Raw genomic sequence first — 23,502 nt, 5'->3', positions numbered from 1 at the left:
GACGAGCGTGTCATGGCGGACTATGCGCAGTCCAGCGCAAAAAAAGTCTTAGATATAGATCGAAAATGTCCTAATCGGGGGTCGGGAGGATCTCCTCCGACACCGCGAGCGCCACCCGCAGCGCATCGGAGACGCGGCGGGGCGACCAGGCGAGGCCGTGGTTCATGTAGATGGGCTTTCCGGTGAGGGGAACGAACACCGTGCCCGGGGGCGTGATCGCGGCAATGCCCGACGTCATCAGCGCCACGCCGACACCCGTCGCCACCAGCATCAGGATCATGTACGGGTCGGTGATCTCCTGGACGACGCGGGGACGGAACCCCGCATCGACGCACGCCCGCATCGCCACCTCCTGCAACGCCGAACCGGCCGACAGCGGCGTCGTCACGAACCCGTCCTCGGCGAGGTCGCGCAGGTCGATCTGCGGCTCCGACGCGAGCGGGTGATCCGCGGGCAGCACGGCGCCGAACGGCTCCCGGCGGATCAGCCGCGTCGACACCGAGGCCGTCTCGACCGGAAGCCCGACGAACGCGAGATCGAGTGCACCACTGTCCAGTTGGGTGATGGCGTCGCGGGTCATGATCCGCCCGACGAGGGTGAGTTCGATGTCGGGATAACGCTGCCGGAGCGCGCGGGTGAGCGGCGGCAGCGACAGGTGGTTGAGCACGCCGGTGAAGCCGATCTTGATGCGGCCGTACACACCCCCGGCCGACGTGCGGGTGGCCTGCCGCGCAATGTCGACGCTCTCGAGAATGCGGTAGGCGTGCGGCAGGAACGTGTGGCCCGCCGACGTGAGCGCGACGCTTCGGGTGCTCCGCTCGAACAGCGGCACGCCGATGTCCTTCTCGAGTTTGCGCACCGTCTGACTCAGCGGCGACTGCGCCATCTGGAGTCGCGCGGCGGCCCTGCCGAAGTGCAGTTCTTCGGCGACGGCGACGAACGCTTGCAGCCAGCGAATCTCCATCGGATTCCCTTCGGCGAGTTTGACGAGTGTGGCTCAGCCCATATATTCCAATTCGTACACAGTGCGAAATAGATCATTCTGATTTCGCACATAGAACAAGACTAATGCGCACACAGTCGCGAGGAGAAACCACCATGGTCACGTATCCCGAAGGCGCGACCGCGCTCGTCACCGGCGGCGCGAGCGGGATCGGCGCGGCGTGCGCGAAACGCCTCGCCGACGCCGGGGTTCGCGTCGTCACCGCCGACGTCGCCGCCGGGGCCGACGAGCGCCTCGACGTCACCGATGCCGATGCCGTCGAGAACCTCGCCGCCCGCCTCGGCCGCGTCGACATCCTCGTCAACAGCGCCGGTGTCGTGGGACCGTCGGCGCCGCTGGTGGACGTCGAACTCGAGGACTGGCGCCGCACGTTCCGCATCAACGTCGAGGGGACGTTCCTCGTGTGCCGCGCGTTCGTGCCCGCCATGACCGGCGCCGGATGGGGACGGGTCGTGAACATGGCGAGCATCGCGGCCAAGGATGGTAATCCCGGGCAGAGCGCCTACTCGGCGTCCAAGGCGGCGGTGATCGCGCTGACGAAATCGCTCGGCAAGGAGGTCGCGAAGACCGGCGTCCTCGCCAATGTGGTCGCCCCGGCGGCGGTGGAGAGCCCGATGAACGCCGGCACCGACCCGGCGATCCTCGCGCGCTCGCAGAGCCTCACTCCGATGGCCCGGATGGGACGGCCCGAGGAGATCGCCGAACTCGTCGCGTGGCTGTCCTCCGAGGCGCTCAGTTTCTCGACCGGCGCCGTCTACGACGCCAGCGGTGGCCGGGCGTCGTACTAGCCCGGCGCCCGCTCACAGCCAGCGCGGAGGCTCGGGGGTCTCACCGCCCCCACCGAGTCCGACGGCGCCGCGCCCGGCGGCCCACCGCACCACCGCGGGCAGGGGTCCGGACACCTTCTCGGCGGGCGCGGAATCCGGTTGCACCGCAACGGGGTCACGCCCGTCGACGGTGAGCACCAGTCCGCCGCCGAGGTCCTTGCGTCGCCACATGCCGGTGATGTCGGTGAGCAGCGAACCCAGCACCACGTCCGGGAAGTCGCCGAACCGGCCCCCGTTCCCCAGGTCCACGGCATGGATCCACACCTCCCGGGTGCGCATCCACGCCGTCTCCGACACCGGCACCAGACGGCCCTGCGCCGTCCGGACCTGCGCCTCCCACGCCGCGGCCGGCAGGTTCCGCCACTTCTCGTCGAGGCGGGCGACGGTGTGGTCGAACAGGTTCCGCAGCGCCGCCGCCGACAGGGTGGCACCCTCGTCGATCTCGAGACCCCGCTGCTCCGCCGACGCGTACATCGGCGATTCCACCCCGGTCGTCGCCCAGTCCAGCAACCGGCACAGCGCGGCCGCGTTGTATCCGACGTGCGCGAGCAGATGCCGCCGCGACCACCCCGCCAAGAGGGTGTCGCCGTTCAGGTCGTCGTCGGTCAACTCCGCCAGGCGCTGCGCGAAATACGCCGTGCCGCGGCGGGCGATCAGCAACCGCTCGTCCAGGTCGAGATCGTGAAAACTCACGGCCACTACTTGACGATCGTCGTGTTACGCACCGAACCGAGCCCGTCGATGGTGACCTCGACGGTCTGCCCGTCCTGGATGTAGAGACCGGGCTTGCGGGCGTGCCCGACACCACCCGGGGTGCCGGTGATCACCACGTCACCGGGCTGCAGCGTCACGATGTGCGAGATGTACTCCACCAGCTTCGCCGGGGTGAACACCAGATCGTCGGTGGTGGTGGTCTGCACCACCTGCCCGTCGAGCGTGGTGACGAGGGCGCCGCCGAACGTGTAGGAGTCGGTGGTCGTCAGGAACGGTCCGAAACCGCTGGTCTTCTCGAACGTCTTGCCCTGATCCCACTGCAGCGTGCGGTACTGGTAGTCGCGCATCGTGTAATCGTTCATCACCGAGTACCCGGCGATGTAGGACTCCGCCTCGGCCTCGGGGACCTGGTACGCCTGTTTGCCGACGACGAACGCCAACTCCCCTTCCCAGTCCAGTTGGGCGGCGGCGTAGGCGGGGACGATCACGTCGTCGTACGGTCCGGTCAGTGCCTCCCGGAACTTCGCGAACAGGGTCGGGAACTCGGGCAGGTCCCGGCCCATCTCCTTGATGTGGTTGGCGTAGTTCAACCCGACGCAGATGATCTTCCCCGGGTTCGGCACCACCGGCGCGTAATCCGCGCCGTCGAGATTCACGGTGTCACCGGACGCGTTCTCCGCGATCGACTTCCAGTCCGGATCGGCCAGCAGGACCGACAGATCCGGGTAACCGTCGATGACGGTGGCGGTGGTGTCGGAATCGACACGGACGGCGACGGTGCCGCCGGCGCGGCGCAGGGTGGCAAGCTTCATGAGATTTCAGGCTCCTTCGGAAATGTACGTGCGGTGAAAGTGCAGGCGCTCGACGATCGGGGCGTCGGAGAACGCGAACAGGTCGAACTCGGTGTCGGCCTCGATCGACCACTCCGTCCAGGACGGGACCACGATCATGTCGCCCTTGCCGACGGTGCGGGTCTGCCCGCCGAGGACGAACCGGCCCGACCCCTCGAACACCTGATAGACGGTCGAGCCGACGTCCCGGCGCGGGCGGGTGTGGGCACCGGCCCGCAACCGGTGGAACTCGGCGCGGATCGTGGGCATCACGTCCCCGCCGGTGGTCGGGTTGGTGTAGCGGACCGCGGCATGACCGGGTTCGGTGGTCGCCGCGTACCCCTCGTCCTCGAGCGCCAACTGCTCCCGCAGCGCCGCGTCGGTGTGCTCCCACCGGTACGCCGCGATCGGCGAGGACGTCTTCGCGTCCAACCCCACCAGCGGCCGCAGTCCCGGATGCGCCCACAACCGTTCCGACCGGGACACGTCCGGGGTGGAATCGTCGGTGACGTTCTCGGACCCGAACTCGAAGAACCCGGTGTCGGTGTAGTGCACGAACGGAATGTCGAGGCCGTCGATCCACGCCATCGGCTGATCGGTCTCGTTGTGGTGGCCGTGGAAATGCCAGCCCGGGGTCAGCAGGAAATCGCCGCGGCGCATCGCGACCGGGTCGCCGTTGACGACCGTCCACACCCCCTCGCCCTCGACGACGAACCGGAACGCGTTCTGCGCGTGCCGGTGCTCCGGCGCCACCTCCTTCGGCCCCAGGTACTGGATCGCTGCCCACAGCGTCGGCGTCACATACGGCACACCCCCCAGACCCGGGTTCGCCAGGGCGATCGCCCGCCGCTCCCCGCCGCGACCGACCGGGACCAGATCCCCCGCCCGCTGCGCCAGCGGATACAGCGTCGACCACTTCCACACGAACGGCACCGCCCGCGACGTCGGCGTCATCGGCATCAAATCGCCGAGCTGAGTCCACAACGGATTCAGATGCTCGGCCTCGAAATCGGTGTACAGCTGCTTCAGCGCGGGGTCGTCGTCGACGTGCGGTTCGGTGGCGGTCATGGCATCGACGCTAGGAGTTCAGGCTTCCACGTCGATACAGAATTCTTGTGTGCAGAATCTTTGATCAGGGTTCGAGGTCCGCGATGTCCACCTCGAGTTCGCGGATCGCGTTCTTGATCTGCGACACCAGCGGTCCCTGCGAGTGCTGACGGAAGCGGGTGATCGGCACGGCCACGGTCAGCGCTCCGACGGCGGTCCGCGCCCGGTTCCGGATGGCGACGCCGAATGCGGCGACGCCCTCCTCGGTCTGCTGCACGTTGAGGGCGAATCCGACGGCGCGGGCGGCGGACAGGTCCCGATAGAACTGCTCGAACTCGTCGGCGGGCAGACGCCGGTCGCCCCACTCGCGGTCGTCGTCGGCCAGATCGTCCGGCCGCAGGTACAGCTGCGCGAGGGTGTCCCTCGGGAGCTCCGCCAGCAGAATCCGTCCTCCTGCAGTCAATTCCGCGTCGAGGACCTGCCCCTGACGGTCGCCGACCCGCAATATTCCCGCCGACTCGGCGGACGACAGGAAGCGCGCCTGGGTGCCGACGCGGATCACGAGGTTGACGGTCTCGCCGCACAGGATCGCGAGCGCCTCCATGTGGGGCCGGCAGAGGTCGTTGAACTCGCGTGTCCACCCCCGCTGCGCCGGGCCGGCCCCCATTGCCGCCCCGGGGTGGTACCGGCGTTTCTCGTCCTGAACGGCGAAACCCCGATACACCAGCATCGCCATCAGCCGATGCGCGGTCGACGGTGCGATCCCGAGTTCCTCGGCGGCGTCCTTGATCCGCAGCGCTCCAACGTCGCGCAACATCTGCAGCAGGCGCAGGGCGTTGTCGACGGACTCCAACATGTACGCCGGCTTCTCGATGGTTTTCTTCTTCTGCACAGCAGAACTTTATTGCACGGCCGCTGTGCGCCGCATCACCCTCGATACATGCCCCTCTGCCTCCCCACGTGAGTGCCGCCGTGTGCCCCGGCACGCTTTGCCACTCACCTGCCCCGAACGATCGAAACGAAGGAACTGTCATGTCGAACCTGCAGGACGCACGCATCATCATCGCCGGAGGCGGGATCGGCGGCGCGGCCAACGCCCTCGCCCTCGCCAGGAAGGGCGCGAACGTCACGCTGTTCGAACGGGCCACCGAATTCGGTGAGGTCGGCGCCGGACTGCAGGTCGGACCGCACGGCGCCCGCATCCTCGACTCCTGGGGTGTGCTCGACGACGTTCTCGCCAAGGGCTGCCTGCCCAAGAACATCGTGTTCCGCGACGCCGTGACCGCCGAGGAGCTCACGAAGATCGACCTCGGCGCCGAGTTCCGGGCCCGCTACGGCGGACCGTACTTCGTGACCCATCGCAGCGACCTGCACGCGGCGCTCGTCGACGCCGCACGTGCGGCGGGCGCCGAACTGCACACGGGCGTCACCGTCACCGACGTGGTCACCGACGGCGACCGGGTGCACGTCAGCACCGACGACGGCCGCACCCACGAGGCCGACATCGCCCTCGGCATGGACGGCCTCAAATCCCGGCTGCGGGCCAAGATCTCGGACGACGAGCCGGTGTCGTCCGGCTACGCCGCCTACCGCGGCACCACGCCGTACGACGAGGTCGACCTCGACGAGGACATCGAGGACGTGGTCGGGTACATCGGACCGGGATGCCACTTCATCCAGTACCCGCTGCGCGGCGGGCAGATGCTCAACCAGGTCGCGGTGTTCGAATCGCCCGGCTACAAGAACGGGGTCGAGAACTGGGGTGGCCCCGAGGAACTCGAGCAGGCCTACGCGCACTGCCACGAGAACGTCCGCCGCGGCATCGACTACCTGTGGAAGGACCGCTGGTGGCCGATGTACGACCGCGAGCCCATCGAGAACTGGGTGGACGGGCGGATGATCCTGCTCGGCGACGCGGCACACCCCCCTCTGCAGTACCTGGCGTCGGGGGCGGTGATGGCGATCGAGGACGCGAAGTGCCTGGCCGACTATGCCGCCGAGGACTTCTCCGCGGGCGGTGGCAACTCCGCGTGGCCGCAGATCCTGAAGGAGGTCAACACCGAACGCGCACCGCGCTGCAATCGCATCATCACCACCGGGCGCATGTGGGGCGAGTTGTGGCACCTCGACGGCACCGCCCGCATCGCGCGCAACGAACTGTTCCGCACCCGCGACACGTCGAGCTACAAGTACACCGACTGGCTGTGGGGTTACTCGTCCGATCGCGCGTCATAACCGCCTCCCCGGCCGGAGGGTTCGGCAGACTGGGTGAGTGACCCTCAACCTGGTGCGAACCCGTGTGTGGCGTGATGGGGAGTGCGTCGGCAAGGACTTTCCGCTCGCCGACGTGTCCGAGAAGGTGCGGGACGAGAACGCGCTCGTGTGGGTCGACCTGTGCGATCCCGACCACGAGTGCCTGACCGAGTTGGCGAACGAATTGTCGCTCGATCCGAACGCCATCGAGGATGCCGTCGCCCGCGGTGAGCGACCGAAGGCGACGCGTTACGCGGGCCACGCGTTCGTGACCGCGTACGCCACCTGGTTCGACGCCGAGGATGCCGTCACGCTCGGCGTCCTCGACTCACGGCTTCGGCTCAGCCGGGTGTCGGCGTTCGTGCTGTCGAACGGGATCATCACGGTGCGGCGGGACGACCGGTTCGACATGTCGCAGGTGGTGGAGCGCTGGGAGGAGGACCCCGCGCTGCTCACACCGGGTTCGGGCGCGCTTGCGCTCCTGCACGGCCTGCTCGATGCGATCGTGGACGGCCAGTTCGAGACGATCGAGACCATCGACGACGCGATCGAGGCGCTCGAGGAGGGACTGTTCCACGAGTCCGCGCGGACCAGGGAGATTCAGCAACGCACGTACCGGTTGCGGAAGGAACTGGTGCAACTGCGTCGCGTCGTGCTGCCGATGCGGGAGGTCGTGGGAGCCGTCGTCCGCGGGCGCGCCGAATCCGAACGCGAGCGGTCACCGGTTCTCGACAGCTTGTACACCGATCTCTACGACCACGTGACGCGCGCCGCCGAGTGGACGGAATCATTGCGCGACATGGTGGTGACCGTGTTCGAAACGAATCTGTCGCTGCAGGACGCCCGGCTCAATACCGTGATGAAGAAGCTCACCGGGTGGGCGGCCATCATCGCTGTCCCCACCGCGGTGACGGGGTGGTTCGGTCAGAACGTCCTGTTCCCCGGGGTCGGGCAGGTGTCGGGGACGATCGCCAGCACCGTCGTGATCGTGACGTCCGCGAGCCTGCTCTTCGTCCTGTTCCGCCGGCGCGACTGGCTGTAGCGGTCGGGACGGGCACGCAGTCAGGGTTCCGTCTTCGCTCCCGGTGACCCGGTTTCGCCCGCGGCTACGGCGGCGGCCTCTGTCATCAGGCGGGTGATCTCGGCACGGTCGGCGTCGCCGGGAAGTCCCCAGCCAGTCCGGTAGCCGTAGAGTTCGGCGAGCGTGATCGAGCGGCGGTTGCCGTCCGCGACCTCGACGTCCGACGCCGTGATCAGCCCGGGATGCGCGACACCACACGCCTCCGCCACCTTGAACACGTCGCGCCGTAACGCCCGCAGGTAGTTCGCTGCCCGAACCGACTTGATGTCTGCGTCGAGTCCGTGCGCAAGCCAGGGGCTTTGGGTCGCTACACCCGTCGGGCACCGATCGGTGTGGCACTTCTGCGCCTGAATGCACCCGACCGCGAGCATCGGCTCACGCGCCACGTTGATCAGATCGCAACCGAGAGACATCGCCGCCACGGCGTTGTCGGGCAGGCCAAGCTTCCCCGAGCCGATGAACGTGATCTCGTCGGCCAGACCGGCCTCCGCGAATTTGGCGTAGACGCGTGCAAAGCCACTACGGAAGGGCAGCGAGACAGCGTCGGTGAACACCAGCGGCGCAGCGCCGGTACCGCCCTCGCCGCCGTCGATGGTCACGAAGTCGACACCCCGCCGAGAATTGCTCATCGCCTCGACGAGCAGGTCCCAGAACGTCGGGTCGCCGACCGCGGACTTGATCCCGACGGGCAGCCCCGTCTCGGCGGCGAGGAGCTCCACCCAGTCGAGCATGCTGTCGACATCGTGGAAGGCCGTGTGCCGGGACGGGCTGATGCAGTCACGGCCCTCGGGTACACCTCTGATCTCGGCAATCTCCGGCGTCACTTTTGCTCCCGGCAACAGGCCCCCGAGGCCCGGTTTCGCTCCCTGACTGAGTTTGATCTCGATTGCCCGCACCGGCGCCGACTCGACCAGCGCCCGAAGCCTCGCCAGGTCGAACCGGCCGTCCTCGTCGCGGCAGCCGAAATACACGGTCCCGATCTGGAAGATCAGATCTGCCCCGTTCCGGTGGTACCGGGAGATGCCCCCCTCCCCGGTGTTGTGCAGGCAACCGGTGGCAGCGGCACCACGGTTGAGCGCGACCACGGCCGCGGACGACAGCGCCCCGAAACTCATGGCCGATATGTTCACGATGGAGCGCGGGCGGAAGGAGTGTGCCCGGCCGCGGGCGGCACCGAGCACCTTCGCGGACGGGATCGCGAGGTGTTCGTCGGCATGAGGAACCGCCGAGGGAGGAATCTCCGAGAACGTCCGGTGTTTGATGATGGTGTAGCCGTCGGTGAACTCGATGTCGTTGTCCGTTCCGAAACCGAACGTGTCGGTCACTCGCTTCGACGACGCATACACCCACCGGCGCTGGTCTCGGGTGAAGGGACGCTCCTCGTCGTTGCCGGTCGTAATGTACTGCCGGAGCTCCGGACCGAGCGATTCCAGCAGGTACCGGCCGTGCCCGAGCACGGGAAAATTCCGGAGCAGGGCGTGACGTCGCTGAATGAGGTCGTACGACGCGACTGCGGCCGCAGCGGCGGCCGGTAGTGCCAGGACGTTCCACCGCTTCATGAATTCACCGTACGCGCGGGCCGCCACTCAGATCGGCTCCTCGCGCCGATTTCATCCCGGCACGGACCCCGAAGGCGAAGCCGGCTGCGACACGGCCAGCAGCACCCGGAGATTGTCGGTGACCACACTGGCCGAGATGGTGGGATCGATGGCGCGCTGAATGCCCAGTCCGACACCGAGACTGAGGATGCTGCCGGCCGCATCCTGCACGGGCACGGGCAGGGCGACCCCCAGTGAGTCGGTGAACGATTGCAGCAACGTCACCGTGATCTCCCGCGCGGCACCGAGGGTGGCGGTGAGGGCGTCGCGGAGTTCGGGGTCGTGTCGGGACAGCACGATCAGTTCGAATTCGAGCATGGTCCATCCGACGTCGCCGAGCGTCCTCTCCGCCCAGGCCTGGAACGCCTCGAGTCGCTCCTCCATCGTCTCGCCGCCGCCGAGCGCCTCCGCGATCTCCTGCCCCTTGGTGGCGTGGATGAGCCCGAGCACCTCGAGGCACAGTTCCTTCTTGTTCTTGAAGTTGGAGTACACCGCCCCCTTGGAGTAGCCGGCCTCGTCGGCCACTTTCTCGAGTGAGGTGGCCGCGTACCCGTCGGCGAGGAAGAGGTCGCGTGCGGTCGCGACGAGATGCGCCCGCGTCCGCGCCTGACTCTCCGACCTGGTCAATCGCGCCATACTCACCCTTTCTCCGAAGCCCCTGCGAGAATATTCTACTTTTCATATACCGCCGGTATCTGGTTTCTGATAGCTTGCTAGATATGACTTCGAGTGACACACAACTCAGCCGCGGGCTGGTGATCGGTTGCGGCGGCACGCTCGGCGCAGCCTGGACGGTGGCGGCCCTGGTCGCCGTGAGCGACGCCCTGGGATGGGACCCGCGCGACGCCGACGTGCTCGTGGGCACGTCCGCGGGCGCCGAACTCGTCACCATGCTGGGCGGCGGGGCCGGCGTCGACGAACTGCTCGCGATGCAACTCGGCGGGGCCACCCATCCGGCGCTCGACGGACATCTCGCCGCGACGCCGGGACGGTTCCCGCCGCTCCCGGCGCCGGGCCTCGGTTCACCCGGTCTGCTGCGCCGCGGACTGCCGCCCGTCACCGCCGCGAGCGGACTGCTGCCCCGCGGCCGCGGCGACGCCGCCTGGCTCGACCGGCTCGCGCAGCGGTTCACGGGCGGGTCCGGCTGGGTTCGCCACCCCGCGACGTGGCTGGTGAGCATGGACTACGACACGGGTGAACGTGTCGCATTCGGCTCACCCGGTGCACCGGCCGCGACCCTGTCCGAAGCGCTGCGGGCGTCGTGGGCGATTCCAGGCTGGTATCCCCCGGTCCCCATCGGCGACCGCCGGTTCGTCGACGGCGGGGCGGCGTCCACGGCGTCCGCCGACCTCGTGCTGCCCCTCGAACTCGACGAGGTGATCGTGCTGGCACCGATGGCGTCCACGGGCCGCATCGCCGGCCGCGGGGCCGCCCGCGTCGAACGCCGGATGCTGCGGAACTGGATGAGTGCGGGCCTGGATGCCGAAGTCGCGAGGCTGGAGGCGGCAGGTACGCGGGTGATCCGGCTCGACGCGACCGCCGAAGACCTCGCCGTCATGGGCCCGAACTTCATGGACGGCCGGCGCCGGCTCGCCACCCTCGAACATTCCCTCGTCACCACCCGAGCCCAGCTCGCGAACGGAGTCCGCGCATGAACCACTACGACATCCTCATCGTCGGTGCCGGGATCTCCGGCATCGGGGCCGCCATCCGCCTGAAGCAGAGCGGGATCGACAACTTCGCCGTTCTCGAGAAGGGGGACGCACTGGGCGGGACCTGGCGCGACAACACCTACCCGGGCTGCGCGTGCGACGTCCCCTCGGCCCTGTACTCCTATTCGTTCGCGCCGAACCGGGAGTGGTCGCGGTTGTTCGCCGGGCAGGAGGAGATCCGCCGGTACATCGAGCGCACCGCCACCGAACACGGGGTTCCCGCCCACGTGAAGTTCGGAACCGAGATGCAGCGCGCCGAATGGAGCGAGCAGACACGGCGCTGGACGGTGGACACGTCCGCGGGCACGTTCACCGCGAACGCCGTCATCGCCGCCGCCGGGCCGTGGAACGAACCGCTCGTTCCCGCGATCCCCGGTCTCGACACGTTCACCGGCGAGGTCTTCCATTCCTCCCGCTGGAACCACGACTACGGCCTCGCAGGCAAACGCGTGGCCGTCGTCGGAACCGGTGCCTCCGCAGTGCAATTCGTCCCGGCCATCCAGCCGAAGGTCGGGGAACTCCATCTGTATCAGCGGACCGCGCAATGGGTGCTGCCGAAACCCGACCACACCCTGCCCGGCGTCGAGCGCACGATCCTGCGCCGCGTACCGGGTGCGATCCGCGCGCTGCGACGCCTCGAGTACGCGATCATGGAATCTCTCGGGCTCGGCTTCCGGCACCCGTGGATCCTGCGGGTCGTCCAGCAGATCGGCAAGGCGCAACTGCGCGCCCAGGTGCGGGATCCGAAGCTGCGCAAGGCGTTGACGCCCGACTACACGCTCGGCTGCAAGCGACTGCTGCTGTCCAACACGTACTACCCCGCGCTCACCCGCCCCAACGTCGAGGTGCACGCCAACGCCGTGCAGTCGGTGCGCGGCAACGTCGTCGTCGGCAGCGACGGCGCCGAACGCGAAGTGGACGCCATCATCTTCGGTACCGGATTCCACATCCTCGACATGCCGATCGGGTCCAAGGTGTTCGACGGCGATGGCCGCAGCCTCGACGACCACTGGAAGGGCAGCCCGCAGGCGTACCTCGGCACGACCGTCGCGGGCTTCCCCAACGCGTTCGTCCTCCTCGGACCCGCCCTGGGCACCGGACACACGTCGGCGTTCATGATCCTCGAGGCGCAACTCGACTACCTGATCCAGGCGGTCACCCAGGCCCGGAGCAACGGGTGGACCAGGATGGAACCGCGACGGGACGTGCAGGACGCATTCAACGCCCAGGTCCAGGAAGCCCTGGCCACCACCGTCTACAACGCCGGTGGCTGCCAGAGCTACTTCCTCGACGTCAACGGCCGCAACAGCTTCAACTGGCCGTGGTCGACCGACCGCATGCGGCAGCGACTCGGCCGGTTCGACGAGGCCGCATACGACGTGTCGCGTGAGCCTGCGCCGGTTACAGCGACTTCGCGATAATTCCCTTCATCACCTCGTTGGCGCCCGCGTAGATCTTCTGGACGCGGGCGTCCTCGTACATCCGGGCGATCAGGTACTCGCGCATGTACCCGTAGCCGCCGTGCAACTGCACACACCGGTCGATCACCGCGCACTGCTGCTCGGTGAGCCAGTACTTGACCATCGCCGCCTCGGACGGGTCGAGTTCACCACGCAGATGCGCCTCGATGCAATGGTCCAGGAACACCGCACACGTACGGGCAATCGTCTGACACTCGGCGAGCTCGAACGCCGTGTTCTGGAACTCGAACAGACTGTGCCCGAACGCCTGCCGCGACTTCGTGTACGCCACGGTGTCCTCGACCGCACGGGTCATCGCCCCGGACGCCTGCGCGCCGATGATCAACCGCTCCTGCACCAGTTGCGCCATCATCTGCCCGAAGCCCTGCCCCTCCTCGCCGAGCAGATTCGATACCGGCACCCGCACATCGGTGAACGACAACTCCGACGTGTCGGCGCCGTGCTGACCGACCTTGTCGAGAACCCTCCCGACGGCGAACCCGGGACAGTCCCGCAGATCGACGATCACCAGGGACACCCCCTTGGCGCCGGCCTTCGGGTCGGTCTTCACCGCCAGCACGATCACGTCCGCCGACGCACCGTTGGTGATGAACGTCTTCGAGCCGTTGATGACGTACTCGTCGCCGTCCCGGATGGCGGTGGTCTTGATCGCCTTGAGGTCCGAGCCGGCGCCGGGCTCGGTCATGCCGATGGCGCCGAGGATCTCCCCGGTCGCCATGCCCGGCAGCCACGCCTGCTTCTGCTCCTCGGTGCCGTACTCGAGGATGTAGTGCGGGACGATGCCGGAGTGCACGGAGATGCCGAGCGCGAGGTCGCCGGCGTAACCCTGGGCCTCGAACACGGCGAGGTCGTGGGCGAACGTGCCCCCGCCACCGCCGTACTCCTCCGGGATCGAGCAGCACAGCAACCCGAGCTTGCCCGCCGCCAGCCACACCTCACGGTCGATGCGGTGCTGGGCGTCCCACTTCTCGTGGTGCGCGACGACCTCGCGTTCGAAGAACCCCGCCGCGAGCTCGGACAGGGCCTTCACCTCGTCGTCGTGCCAGGAAGGTGTGTGCTTCTTCATCGTCCGCCCTGTGCCCTAGATGCGCTTGAAGAGGGCGGCGAGGGCCTGGCCGCCGCCGATGCACATGGTGACGATGCCGAGTTCGAGGTCGCGGCGCACCATGTCCTTCGCGATGCGCAGGCTCAGGATCGCCCCCGTCGCACCGACCGGGTGACCCANCGCGATCGCCCCGCCGTACGGGTTGGTCTTCTCCGGGCTGAGCTTCGCGTCCCGGATCACCGCGACCGCCTGCGACGCGAACGCCTCGTTCAGCTCGATCACNTCGATGTCNCCNGGGGTGGTCCCGGTCTGCTCGAACAAATTCTGCAACGCCAGCACCGGGGCGTANCCCATCAGCGCGGGATCCATCGCCGCCGTCGCGACCGCCTCGAGGGTCACCAGCCCGGTCAGNCCCTTGTCCCGCGCCGCGGACTCGGTGGCCAGCACCAGCGCCGCNGCGCCGTCGTTGATCCCNGACGCGTTNCCGGCGGTCACCGAGCCNCCCTCCTCGAACGCCGGCCGCAACTTCGCGAGGGNNTCGAGGGTGGTGTCGGGCTTGGGGTGCTCGTCGACGTCGACCGTCTTNGGTCGNCGGCCGCCGATCTCGACGGGGGTGATCTCCTCGGCGAACGCGGCCCTCGCCGCATCNGANGCNGCGCGGCGCTGGGATTCGACGGCGAACTCGTCCTGCTGCTNCCNGCTCACGTCGTACTTGCGGGCGACGGCCTCGGCGGTACGGCCCATGTGGACGCCACCGAACGGGTCGGTGAGGATCGCGACCGTGCCGTCCACCAGCTTGCGGTCACCGAGCTTGTACCCGGAGCGGGCCGAGAAATCGTAGAACGGCATCCGCGACATGCTCTCGTCGCCGCCGGCGAGGGCGAAGTTCACCCCACCCCAGCGCATCTGCTGNGCCGCCGACCACACCGCCTGCAGACCGGACCCGCACAGCCGGTTGACGGTGTACGCCGGGGTCTTCTCGGGAAGTCCCGCGGCCAGGGCCACGCGGCGGGCGTTGTAGGCGTCCGGCCCGACCTGACCGATGCAGCCCATNACCACCTCGTCGATGTCCGCGCCCGGCACCCCGGCNCGGTCCAGNGCGGCCTTCGCGGCGGTCGCACCCAGTTCNTGGGCGGGCACGTCCTTGAACGCGCCCCCGAAGCTGCCGATCGGGGTCCTCGCGCCGTCGACTACGACGATCGGTTCAGGAGAATTCATGACGTGCCCTTCCGTCTCTCTGCCAGTACGGGAAGATAGTAGGACTTCAAAGTACCTGGCGGTTCACGCAGGGCCTCAGGCACGTCACCGGGTCAGTGCCCGCGAATCAGATCGGCGCACTTCTCAGCCATGGTCATGACCGTGATGTTGGGGTTGACGTACGGCAGTTTCGGCATCGCGGACGCGTCCACCACTCGCAGATTGCGCACCCCCTTCACCCGCAACTCCGGGTCGAGGACGGCCGTCGGGTCGGTGGCCGCACCCATCCGGGCGGTCCCGGCGGGGTGATACACCGTGTTGTGGGTGCGGTGCGCGTAGTCGATCAGTTCGTCGTCGGTCTCCGCCTCCGGACCGGGAGCCAGTTCCCTCGTGATCCAGCCCCGGAGGGGTTCCTGCTCGGCGATGCGGCGCGCCAGCCGGAACCCGGCGAGCATCACGGCCTCGTCGTGGCCGTCGGGATCGGTGAAATACCGGGGGTCCACGCGCGGGCGATCCCGGAAGTCGCGGGAGCGGAGCCGCACCGTTCCGCGGGAGAGTCCCTGCGTGACGTTCGGGGTGAGGCAGAATCCGTTGTCCGTGGTGGGATACCCCCACCGGAGGGTGTTCATGTCGAACGGCACGCTGCCGTAATGCATCATCAGGTCGGGATGGTTCAGCCCCTCCTCGGTGGTGGCGAACAGGCCGATCTCCCACCACTGCGTCGACTCGGTGACCATCGGCCGGGACGCCTCCCAGAAGACGAGACCTTCGACGTGGTCGTCGAGGTTCTGCCCGACCCCGGGGGCATCCACCCGGACCTGCACGCCCATCTCACGCAAATGCACCGTGGGCCCGACGCCCGAGAGCATCAACAGTTTCGGGGTGTCGATGGCCCCGGCGGTGACGATCACCTCGCGGCGCGCCGAGACGGTGTCGTACCCGGTGAGGTCGGGGCGCTGGTAGCGCACGCCGGTCGCCGCCATCGCGTCGTCGATGACGATCTCGGCGACCCAGCAGTCGGTGCGCACGTCGAGGTTGGGCCGGGATCCGAGAATCGGGTGCAGGTAGGCGTGCGACGTCGACATGCGGGTGCCGTCCTCGGACGCGTTGATCTGGAACCACCCGGCCCCGTCGAGGACGCTCGTGCCGCGGTTGAACTGCACGGTCGGCAACCCGACCTTTGCCGCGGCCTCGAGCAGGGCGACGCCGCAGGGGTCGTTCGGCGGGACGTCGCGCAGCCGCACCGGACCGCTGCGGCCGTGCTGCTCGCCGGGGGCGTCGTTGTTCTCCACCCGCGCCACGAGCGGTAACACGTCCTTCGCGCCCCAGCCCGTCGCACCGGCCGCCGCCCAGTCGTCGAGTGTCTCGGCGGGTGGCCAGAACGCGATACACGAGTTGTGCGACGAGCAGCCGCCGAGCACCTTCGCCCGTGCGTGCCGCATGAAGCTGTTGCCCCGCTCCTGCGGCTCGATCGGGTAGTCCCAGTCGTATCCGGAGTCCAGCAGGTGCATCCACTGCGCCAACTCGAGGACGTTGCGGTCACCGACGTCGGACGGCCCGGCCTCCACGAGGCACACCGTCACCGACGGGTCCTCGCTGAGCCGGGCGGCGAGCACGCATCCGGCCGTTCCTCCGCCGGCGATCACATAGTCGAACACGGTGTCCGTCATGGCAGTTCACTCTCCGCCTCGTCCTTCGTCGTCGCCGCGTGCGAGGCGAGGCAGCCGATGTGGTTGCGGCCCTTCACCGCGTACCAGAGCAGGCCGAGCCCGAGGATGATGCCGATGTAGACGAACGCGCCCCACGTGTTGTACCAGGGGGTTCCGTACACCTCGGGGCGTGGCCACGCGAGATTGAGCGCCATTCCCACACCCCACAGCACGGCGAAGATGTTCACCGCCAGCCCCCACCGGCCCATCGTGAAGTAACCGCTCTCGGCGAGTTCCTTCGGCGGCCACTGCCCCTGCAGTCGTTTCTTCAGCAACGGACCGGTGACCATGAGGTACGCGAGGTAGATCATGATGATCGCGATCGACGTCAGCACCGTGAAGATCTGCGGCTGACCGATGTTGATGACGAGGATGAACGCCGCGAGCAGACCGATCACGATGGCGGGGACCACCGGCGTCTGATGCTTCGGGTTGACGTGCGCCAGCCGCTCCCCGAAGGGCAGGGCGTTGTCGCGGGCCATCGCGAACGTGAGCCGGATGGCCGCGGCGTGCACCGCGAGCGAACACACCGTCACCGCGATCACGATGCAGACCAGGAAGATCTTGCCGAGCGGTCCCCACATCACCTGCTCGACGATGTACTGCAGTCCGCCCTCACTGCTGCCGATCAGCGGATCGTCGAGGTCGGGGGCCGCCATGACGGCGAACACCAGGATCGCCCCGCCGATCACGAAGGACGCGAGGATCGCCCGCAGGATCGCCTTCGGCGCCGTCCGCCGCGGGTCGACGGTTTCCTCGCCGAGCGAACTCGCGGTGTCGAAGCCGTACATCACGTACCCGGACGCGAGGGACGCCACGAGGAAGACGCTCAGATAACCGCCGCTCTCCCCGGCGCCGTAACCGTGGGTGGAGAAGAACACCTCCGGGCCGCGGGTCATATTGGCGGCGAGGATGATCGCGATCAGCACCGCGGCGATCAGTTCGACGAACACACCCGTGCTGTTGATGAGGGCCATCAGCTTGACGCCGAACGCGTTGACCGCCGTGGTGAACGCGATCATGATCGTGCCGAGAATGACGGCGTTGGTCGCGAAGTCGTACTCACCGCTGCCGTCACCGATGATCTGGAAGCCGCTCCACAGCCGCGGCAGGTTGAGTTGCAGCGCGAGCACGACCGCGGAGAGCGTCACGATCGACGCGGTGAGCATCAGCCAGCCCGACGACCAGCCCACGATCCTGCTGCCGAGCAGCTTGGCCCAGTTGTAGACCGAGCCGGCGACGGGATACTTGGCCGCGAGTTCCATGAAGCACAGGGCGACGGCCATCTGCCCGACGAACACCATCGGCCAGGACCACAGATACGCAGGCCCCGCCGTGCCGAACCCGAAATAGAACAACTGGAACGTGCCGGTGAGAATCGAGATGTAGCTGACTCCCGCCGCGAAACTGGCGAACTTGCCCAGACTGCGGTCCAATTCCTGTTTGTACCCCAGTTCGCCGAGCCCACTGTCCCCCGGCTCACCTCCGTCACCCACTGCACCGTGCCGAGTAGCCATGGTTCTCTCGCCTCTCCGTGCGCCGGACTAGCCGTTGTCGAACCACCCCGCCGCCGTGGGCGAGGTGTTGTGCCAGATGTGTTTGGTCTCCTGGTATTCCGCCAGACCGGCGGGGCCGAGTTCGCGCCCGTTCCCCGACATCTTGAATCCGCCCCACTCGGCGGCCGCGGTGTAGTAGCCGAAGTCGTTGAGCCACACCGTTCCGTGGCGCAGACCGCGCACCATGCGTTCGCCCCGGGCGCTGTCGGCGGTCCGGACGCCCGCGGCGAGGCCGTACTCGGTGTCGTTGCCCAGTCGCAGCGCCTCCTCTTCCGTGGTGAAACGCTCGACGGTGAGGATCGGCCCGAACGTCTCCTCCTGCACGAGGCGCATGGTGCGGTCACAGTGATCGAAGATGGTGGGCAGGTAGAAACTCCCGTTCGCCAACGCGGGATCCGACGGCCGGGCACCCCCGGTCACCAGCCGGGCGCCCTCGGAGCGTCCGAGTTCCACGTACTTTTCGACCTTCTCCCGGTGGGCCTCGGATACCAGCGGGCCCGTTCGGCTCGCCGGATCGAGGCCGTTGCCCATCCGGATCTTCTCCGCCCGGGCGGCGAGCGCGGCGACGAACCGGTCGGCGATGGATTCCTCGATGATCAGGCGGGTTCCCGCCGAGCACACCTGACCGGAGTGCAGGAACACACCCGTGAGCACCTGGTCGACGGAGTCGTCTCCGTCCGCGTCGGCGAAGACGATGTGCGGATTCTTGCCGCCGAGTTCCACGGCCACCTTGGTGACGTTCTTCGCGGCGGTCTCGAGGATGACGCGTCCGGTGGCCAGCCCGCCGGTGAAGGAGACGAAGTCGACGTCGGGGGTTCCCGTGAGTGCGGCGCCCAGGACGGCGCCGCTGCCCTGCACGAGGTTCACCACCCCGGCCGGAACCCCGGCTTCGGCGATCAGCGCGGTGAACGCGATGGTGCTGAGCGGGGTCACCTCGCTCGGTTTGAGGACCATCGTGCACCCCGCCGCGAGCGCGGGCGCCACCTTCCACGAGATCTGCAGCAGCGGGTAGTTCCACGGTGCGATGAGCACGCACACGCCGATCGGCTCGCGCACCACCCGGCTGATCACATCGGGACGGCCGACGTCCACCAGACGATCCGCCTCGACCGCGGCGAGTTGCGCGTAGTACCGGAACACCGACACCACGTCGTCGATGTCGATCCTGCTCTCCTCCAAAGTCTTTCCGGTGTCGAGCGTCTCGATGCGGGCCAGGGACTCCTTGTCGCGTTCGAGCAGATCGGCGATCCGCGCGACGATCGCGGTGCGCTCGGCGACGGGCGTGTGCGGCCAGGTGCCCTCGTCGAACGCGGCGCGGGCCGCGGCGACAGCGCGGGCGGCGTCGTCCGGGGAGGCCTCGTCGACGGTGGCGACCACCGACCCGTCGGCCGGATTGATGCAGTCCCGGGTCTCGCCGGAGCTGGAGCGGATCCACCGCCCGTCGACGAACAGGCCCGTGTTCAGAAGGTCATCGATCGACTGGTCCCGCATCACTCAACTCCGTGTCTCGCCGGAACGAACGCACCCCCTCCACGGTATGCCGTCGGAGTCGCGGTGGGCGGGGTTCGCCCGACACATGTCCGATTCGCCTGGGAATCCGCGAACGGGCAGGGTGTGTCCGGTAGCCGGACGCGCGTGCGCCTAGCGGCTGCGATAGCGTCGTCAGGCGAACTCTTCGCACTTTCCCGGACAGGACACACCTAGAAACGGAGCACCCGTGGTCGCGATCGGCAACTCGGATCTGGACATCTTTCCCCTGGCCCTCGGTGGCAACACCTTCGGCTGGACCAGTGACGAACCGACGTCGTTCGACATCCTCGACGCGTTCGCCGCGGGCGGCGGCAACTTCGTCGACACGGCGGACTCGTACTCCGCGTTCGCCGACGGCAACTCCGGCGGCGAGTCCGAGACCGTCCTCGGCAACTGGATGGCGTCCCGCCACAACCGGGACCACATCGTGATCGCCACCAAGGTCAGCCAGCACCCGGAGTTCAAGGGACTGGCCCCCGCCAACGTCCGGGCAGCGGCGGAGGCGTCCCTGAAGCGGCTGCAGACCGATTACATCGACGTGTACTACGCGCACTTCGACGACGCCGACACTCCCCTCGCGGACACGCTCGGCGCGTTCGACAAACTGGTCCGCGACGGACTCGTCCGGCACGTCGCCATCTCCAACTACTCCCCCGGGCGCATCCGCGAGTGGCTGTCCCTGACGGCCGAGCACGGTTTCGCCGCCCCGATCGCGCTGCAGCCGCACTACAACCTGGTGCACCGCCACGACTACGAACCCGAGGTGGCCGCGCTCGCGACCGAGAACGGCCTGGGCGTCTTCCCGTACTACTCGCTCGCGGCGGGTTTCCTCGCGGGCAAGTACCGCACCCGGGCCGACCTCGAGGGCCGGGCCCGCCAGCGGATGGCGACCCGCTACTTCTCCGAGTCCGGTCTCGCCGTCGTCGACGCCCTCGCCGAGATCGCCGACGCGCACTCCGCGGAGATCTCGACCATTGCCCTCGCGTGGCTCCTGACCCGGCCCGGCATCACCGCGCCGATCGCGAGCGCGAGCCGCCTCGAACAGCTTCCCGCCCTGCTCGACGCCCCGACCGTGACACTGACCGCGTCCGAGATCAGCCGGCTCACGACCCTCTCGGACGCGATCGGCGCCTGACCTCAGCCCAGCAGCTTGCTCCGCAGCCGGTCCACCGTCGCCGAACTCAGACCCAGCCCGTCGGTGAGGTAACGGTCGACCGTGCCGTACTGCTCGGCGAGCCGGCCGAGCCCGGCCTCGAGGTAGCTGCGGTCCACACCCAGCAGCGGCTGGTAGATCTTCGCCACCGCCTCGCCGCGGCTGGCGGCGATCTGGTCGTACGTGACCTTCATCGACGCGGCAGTGTATTCGTTGGTGAGCAGATAGTCGTCGAAGATGGTGTCCTGCGGAACCCCGGCGATGGACAGCAGCAACGCGGACGCCCAGCCGGTGCGGTCCTTACCCGCCGTGCAGTGGAAGACCTGCGGTCCGTCGGTGTCGGCCAGTGACGTCAGAAGTTGCGCGAACCCGGCCCTGGTCGCCGCGTCGTCGACGAAGCTGCGGTTCATCTGCTGCATGAACGCGACGGCGTCGGCGGGCGACTTCAACTGCGCGACAGCGGCACCCAGATCACCCGACAGAATCGGGATGCCCTGGTACCGCGGTCCGGCAGGGAGCCGGTCGGGCTTCGCCGCCACCTCTTCGACGGTCCGCACGTCGTACACCGCGGTCAGCCCGAGTCCGGTGAGGACGGCGAGATCCTGATCGTTCGGAACCAGCGCGTTCGAACGGTAGAACAACCCACGCGTGACGTGTCCCCCGCGAGCCGTCGCATACCCCCGGCCCGATCCTCCGACGTCGCGGAAGTTGTCGACCGACGCCAGTCGCGGCGTCTCGACGACCGGGCCCGCGCTCCCGAAATCGGACGAACCGAAATCCGGGAGGCTGATTCCGGGCAGCGAGAACGGGTCCGCCGAAGCTAGCGCAGGCGCGCCGAGACCCGCGAACAGCACGCTGCCGGTGATCAGCACCGCGGCGGTGGAAGTGACACGTCGAGACATGGAAACCCTTTCGATGGTCTGTCGGGGAGATCCGCCCCTCCGGCATGTCCGGAACGTCAGCGGGTAATCCACATCACAGTGGTCCGGCGTTTCCCGTGGCTACGAGTTGTTCCGATCACCGGGAGAACCCGTTTCCCGCAGGGGCCGCCCACAGCAGACTCGGGCCGTCGGCAGCCGAGGTGCCGGGCGAACGTGACTTTTCGAGGACGAGGATGTGAGCTGAGATGACCGAGACCGCACAACAACTGGCGGGGAAGGTTGTGATCGTGACCGGGGCGGCGCGGGGGCTCGGCGCAGCCTTCGCCCAGCGCATCGTCGACGAGGGCGGCAGCGTCGTCGTCGGCGACGTTCTCGACGACGACGGCCGCGCGACGGTCGAGCAGCTCGGCGACCGGGCGCGCTACTGCCACCTCGACGTCACCGACCCCCAGCAGTGGCAGGCCGCGGTCGACGTGGCGACGAGCGACTTCGGTCGCGTCGACGGCCTCGTCAACAATGCGGGCATCTCCACCGGCCAGTACATCGAGCACGAACCGCTCGAACACTTCCGGACGGTCCTCGACATCAACCTGACCGGCGTGTTCAACGGCCTGCAGGCCGTGATCGGCCCGATGCGCGCCGCCCGCGGCGGATCGATCGTCAACATCTCCTCGGCCGCCGGGCTGATGGGACTCGCCCTGACCGCCGGCTATGGCGCGTCCAAGTGGGGCGTGCGCGGGCTCACGAAGATCGCCGCCGTCGAACTGGGCGCCGACCGGATCCGCGTCAACTCCGTCCACCCCGGCATGACGTACACCCCGATGACCGCGGGTCTCGGAATTCAGCAGGGCGAGGGCAACTACCCGAACACCCCCATGGCGCGGGTGGGGGTGCCCGAGGAGATCGCCGGCGCCGTCGGATTCCTGCTGTCCGACGCGTCCACATACGTCACGGGGGCGGAACTGGCCGTCGACGGCGGCTGGACCGCCGGACCGACCGTGAAATACGTCATGGGCCAATGACATCGAATTCGGAACCACACGAGGAGCACAGACGATGAATCGTTTCGACAACCGGCGGATCCTGGTGACCGGCGCGGCGTCGGGTATCGGCCAGGCCACCGCCCTCCGCCTGCTCGAGGAAGGCGGCACCGTCGTGGCAGCCGACGTCTCCGAGGACGGCCTCGCGCGGACCACGGAACTCGCCGAAGCGGCTGGCACGGCGGTCCGCCTCAGCGTCGCCGCCATCGACATCGGCGACGAGACGTCCGTCGTCGACGGCGTGAGCCGCAGCGTCGAGAACCTGGGCGGACTGGACGTGCTCGTGAACGCCGCGGGCATCCTGCGCGCCTCGCACACCCACGAAACGCCCTTGGACCTGTGGAATCAGGTGATCGGGATCAACCTCACCGGCACGTTCCTCATGGTTCGCGAGTGCCTGCCGGCACTGCTGTGCAACGAGCGCAGCGTGGTTGTGAACTTCAGTTCGACGTCCGCCGCGTTCGCGCATCCGTACATGGCGGCGTACGCCGCGAGCAAGGGCGGCATCCAGTCGTTCACCCACGCGCTGGCACTCGAATACGGCAAGCAGGGTCTGCGTGCCGTCGGTGTCGCCCCCGGCAGCATCAAGACCGGAATCACCGACGCCACGTCCGGATACGTTCCGTCCGATGCCGATTGGGGCCTGTTCGCCAAGCTGTCCCCTATCCTCCCCACCACCCTGGAATCGGGCGGCGCGGCCATGGGCGGACCCGAACAGGTCGCGGGAGTCGTCGCCATGCTCGCCTCCGACGACGGCGCGTTCGTCACCGGAACCGAGATCCGCATCGACGGCGGCACCCACGCCTGAACGGAGAACCCTTGCGCCGGCGACGACGGCACGTAGG

At 68.2% G+C, this 23,502-nt stretch carries 21 protein-coding genes; 8 read left to right on the top strand and 13 right to left on the bottom strand.

The features are described from left to right. Positions 1-70 precede the first annotated feature (70 nt). Positions 71-964: a LysR family transcriptional regulator gene (locus tag CA951_RS12470; RefSeq protein ID WP_087557136.1), complete on the bottom strand. Its 894-nt coding sequence runs from the start codon at positions 962-964 to the stop codon at positions 71-73. A 134-nt stretch (positions 965-1,098) separates the two neighbouring features. Between CA951_RS12470 and CA951_RS12465 the strand changes: the two genes are divergently transcribed. Then, positions 1,099-1,791 (top strand): SDR family NAD(P)-dependent oxidoreductase, encoded by a 693-nt coding sequence (locus CA951_RS12465; protein WP_087557135.1) that lies wholly within the window; start codon positions 1,099-1,101, stop codon positions 1,789-1,791. Between the two features lie 12 nt (positions 1,792-1,803). Here the strand turns inward: CA951_RS12465 and CA951_RS12460 are convergent, their stop codons facing one another. The 4 genes from CA951_RS12460 to CA951_RS12445 form a co-directional block, all read right to left on the bottom strand. Further along, positions 1,804-2,523 (bottom strand): maleylpyruvate isomerase family mycothiol-dependent enzyme, encoded by a 720-nt coding sequence (locus CA951_RS12460; RefSeq protein WP_087557298.1) that lies wholly within the window; start codon positions 2,521-2,523, stop codon positions 1,804-1,806. 5 nt (positions 2,524-2,528) lie between these two features. Then, entirely contained in the window at positions 2,529-3,356 is an 828-nt protein-coding gene (locus CA951_RS12455; RefSeq protein ID WP_087557134.1) for a fumarylacetoacetate hydrolase family protein, read from the bottom strand. Between the two features lie 6 nt (positions 3,357-3,362). Further along, entirely contained in the window at positions 3,363-4,442 is a 1,080-nt protein-coding gene (locus CA951_RS12450; protein ID WP_087557133.1) for a cupin domain-containing protein, read from the bottom strand. Between the two features lie 64 nt (positions 4,443-4,506). Then, positions 4,507-5,313 carry an IclR family transcriptional regulator gene (locus tag CA951_RS12445; RefSeq protein WP_087557132.1) on the bottom strand — a complete coding sequence of 269 codons (807 nt, stop codon included), beginning with the start codon at positions 5,311-5,313 and terminating at the stop codon, positions 4,507-4,509. A gap of 140 nt (positions 5,314-5,453) precedes the next feature. On the opposite strand from CA951_RS12445, the gene CA951_RS12440 reads away from it, so the two are divergent. After that, the gene (locus CA951_RS12440) at positions 5,454-6,656 is read left to right on the top strand and encodes an FAD-dependent monooxygenase (RefSeq protein ID WP_087557131.1); all 1,203 of its coding nucleotides are present in this window, start codon (positions 5,454-5,456) and stop codon (positions 6,654-6,656) included. Positions 6,657-6,693: 37 nt separating this feature from the next. After that, entirely contained in the window at positions 6,694-7,716 is a 1,023-nt protein-coding gene (locus tag CA951_RS12435; RefSeq protein WP_087557130.1) for a magnesium transporter CorA family protein, read from the top strand. A 20-nt stretch (positions 7,717-7,736) separates the two neighbouring features. On the opposite strand, the gene CA951_RS12430 is transcribed toward CA951_RS12435, so the two are convergent. Both CA951_RS12430 and CA951_RS12425 read right to left on the bottom strand, forming a co-directional pair. Next, on the bottom strand, positions 7,737-9,314 hold the full coding sequence (locus CA951_RS12430; protein ID WP_256973524.1) for an FMN-binding glutamate synthase family protein: 1,578 nt from the start codon (positions 9,312-9,314) through the stop codon (positions 7,737-7,739). Positions 9,315-9,365: 51 nt separating this feature from the next. Beyond that, the gene (locus CA951_RS12425; RefSeq protein WP_087557128.1) at positions 9,366-9,989 is read right to left on the bottom strand and encodes a TetR/AcrR family transcriptional regulator; all 624 of its coding nucleotides are present in this window, start codon (positions 9,987-9,989) and stop codon (positions 9,366-9,368) included. An 83-nt stretch (positions 9,990-10,072) separates the two neighbouring features. On the opposite strand from CA951_RS12425, the gene CA951_RS12420 reads away from it, so the two are divergent. Further along, positions 10,073-11,008: a patatin-like phospholipase family protein gene (locus CA951_RS12420; RefSeq protein ID WP_087557127.1), complete on the top strand. Its 936-nt coding sequence runs from the start codon at positions 10,073-10,075 to the stop codon at positions 11,006-11,008. Next, positions 11,005-12,486: an NAD(P)/FAD-dependent oxidoreductase gene (locus tag CA951_RS12415; RefSeq protein WP_087557126.1), complete on the top strand. Its 1,482-nt coding sequence runs from the start codon at positions 11,005-11,007 to the stop codon at positions 12,484-12,486. The genes CA951_RS12420 and CA951_RS12415 overlap by 4 nt, the downstream gene beginning before the upstream one ends. Here CA951_RS12415 and CA951_RS12410 read toward each other — a convergent pair. The 5 genes from CA951_RS12410 to CA951_RS12390 form a co-directional block, all read right to left on the bottom strand. Further along, positions 12,467-13,612, bottom strand: a complete 1,146-nt coding sequence (locus tag CA951_RS12410; RefSeq protein WP_087557125.1) for an acyl-CoA dehydrogenase family protein — start codon at positions 13,610-13,612, stop codon at positions 12,467-12,469. The two genes, CA951_RS12415 and CA951_RS12410, sit on opposite strands and share 20 nt — an antisense overlap. Before the next feature lie 15 nt (positions 13,613-13,627). Then, positions 13,628-14,809, bottom strand: coding sequence for a thiolase family protein (locus tag CA951_RS12405; RefSeq protein WP_087557124.1), 1,182 nt, complete (start codon positions 14,807-14,809; stop codon positions 13,628-13,630). 92 nt (positions 14,810-14,901) lie between these two features. Next, a complete protein-coding gene (locus tag CA951_RS12400) occupies positions 14,902-16,458 on the bottom strand; it encodes a GMC family oxidoreductase (RefSeq protein WP_087557123.1) in 1,557 nt (518 codons plus the stop codon). Continuing rightward, positions 16,455-18,014, bottom strand: coding sequence for an APC family permease (locus tag CA951_RS12395; RefSeq protein ID WP_087557122.1), 1,560 nt, complete (start codon positions 18,012-18,014; stop codon positions 16,455-16,457). The genes CA951_RS12400 and CA951_RS12395 overlap by 4 nt, the downstream gene beginning before the upstream one ends. Before the next feature lie 27 nt (positions 18,015-18,041). Beyond that, on the bottom strand, positions 18,042-19,544 hold the full coding sequence (locus tag CA951_RS12390) for an aldehyde dehydrogenase family protein (protein ID WP_087557121.1): 1,503 nt from the start codon (positions 19,542-19,544) through the stop codon (positions 18,042-18,044). 226 nt (positions 19,545-19,770) lie between these two features. On the opposite strand from CA951_RS12390, the gene CA951_RS12385 reads away from it, so the two are divergent. Beyond that, positions 19,771-20,718, top strand: a complete 948-nt coding sequence (locus CA951_RS12385; protein ID WP_087557120.1) for an aldo/keto reductase — start codon at positions 19,771-19,773, stop codon at positions 20,716-20,718. Positions 20,719-20,720: 2 nt separating this feature from the next. Here the strand turns inward: CA951_RS12385 and CA951_RS12380 are convergent, their stop codons facing one another. Next, positions 20,721-21,638, bottom strand: a complete 918-nt coding sequence (locus CA951_RS12380; protein ID WP_087557119.1) for a tyrosine-protein phosphatase — start codon at positions 21,636-21,638, stop codon at positions 20,721-20,723. Between the two features lie 224 nt (positions 21,639-21,862). Here CA951_RS12380 and CA951_RS12375 point away from each other — a divergent pair, with 224 nt between their 5' ends. Beyond that, positions 21,863-22,639, top strand: coding sequence for an SDR family oxidoreductase (locus CA951_RS12375; protein WP_087557118.1), 777 nt, complete (start codon positions 21,863-21,865; stop codon positions 22,637-22,639). 34 nt (positions 22,640-22,673) lie between these two features. Then, complete coding sequence (locus CA951_RS12370) at positions 22,674-23,465, top strand: SDR family NAD(P)-dependent oxidoreductase (RefSeq protein ID WP_087557117.1); 792 nt, start codon at positions 22,674-22,676, stop codon at positions 23,463-23,465. Positions 23,466-23,502: the final 37 nt, after the last annotated feature.

The organism is Rhodococcus sp. NCIMB 12038 (genome assembly GCF_002165735.1).
In the GTDB taxonomy this organism is placed as follows: domain Bacteria; phylum Actinomycetota; class Actinomycetes; order Mycobacteriales; family Mycobacteriaceae; genus Rhodococcus_F.
The sequence above is the reverse complement of the archived record's forward strand: the minus strand, read 5'-3'. Positions and strand labels throughout refer to the sequence as shown.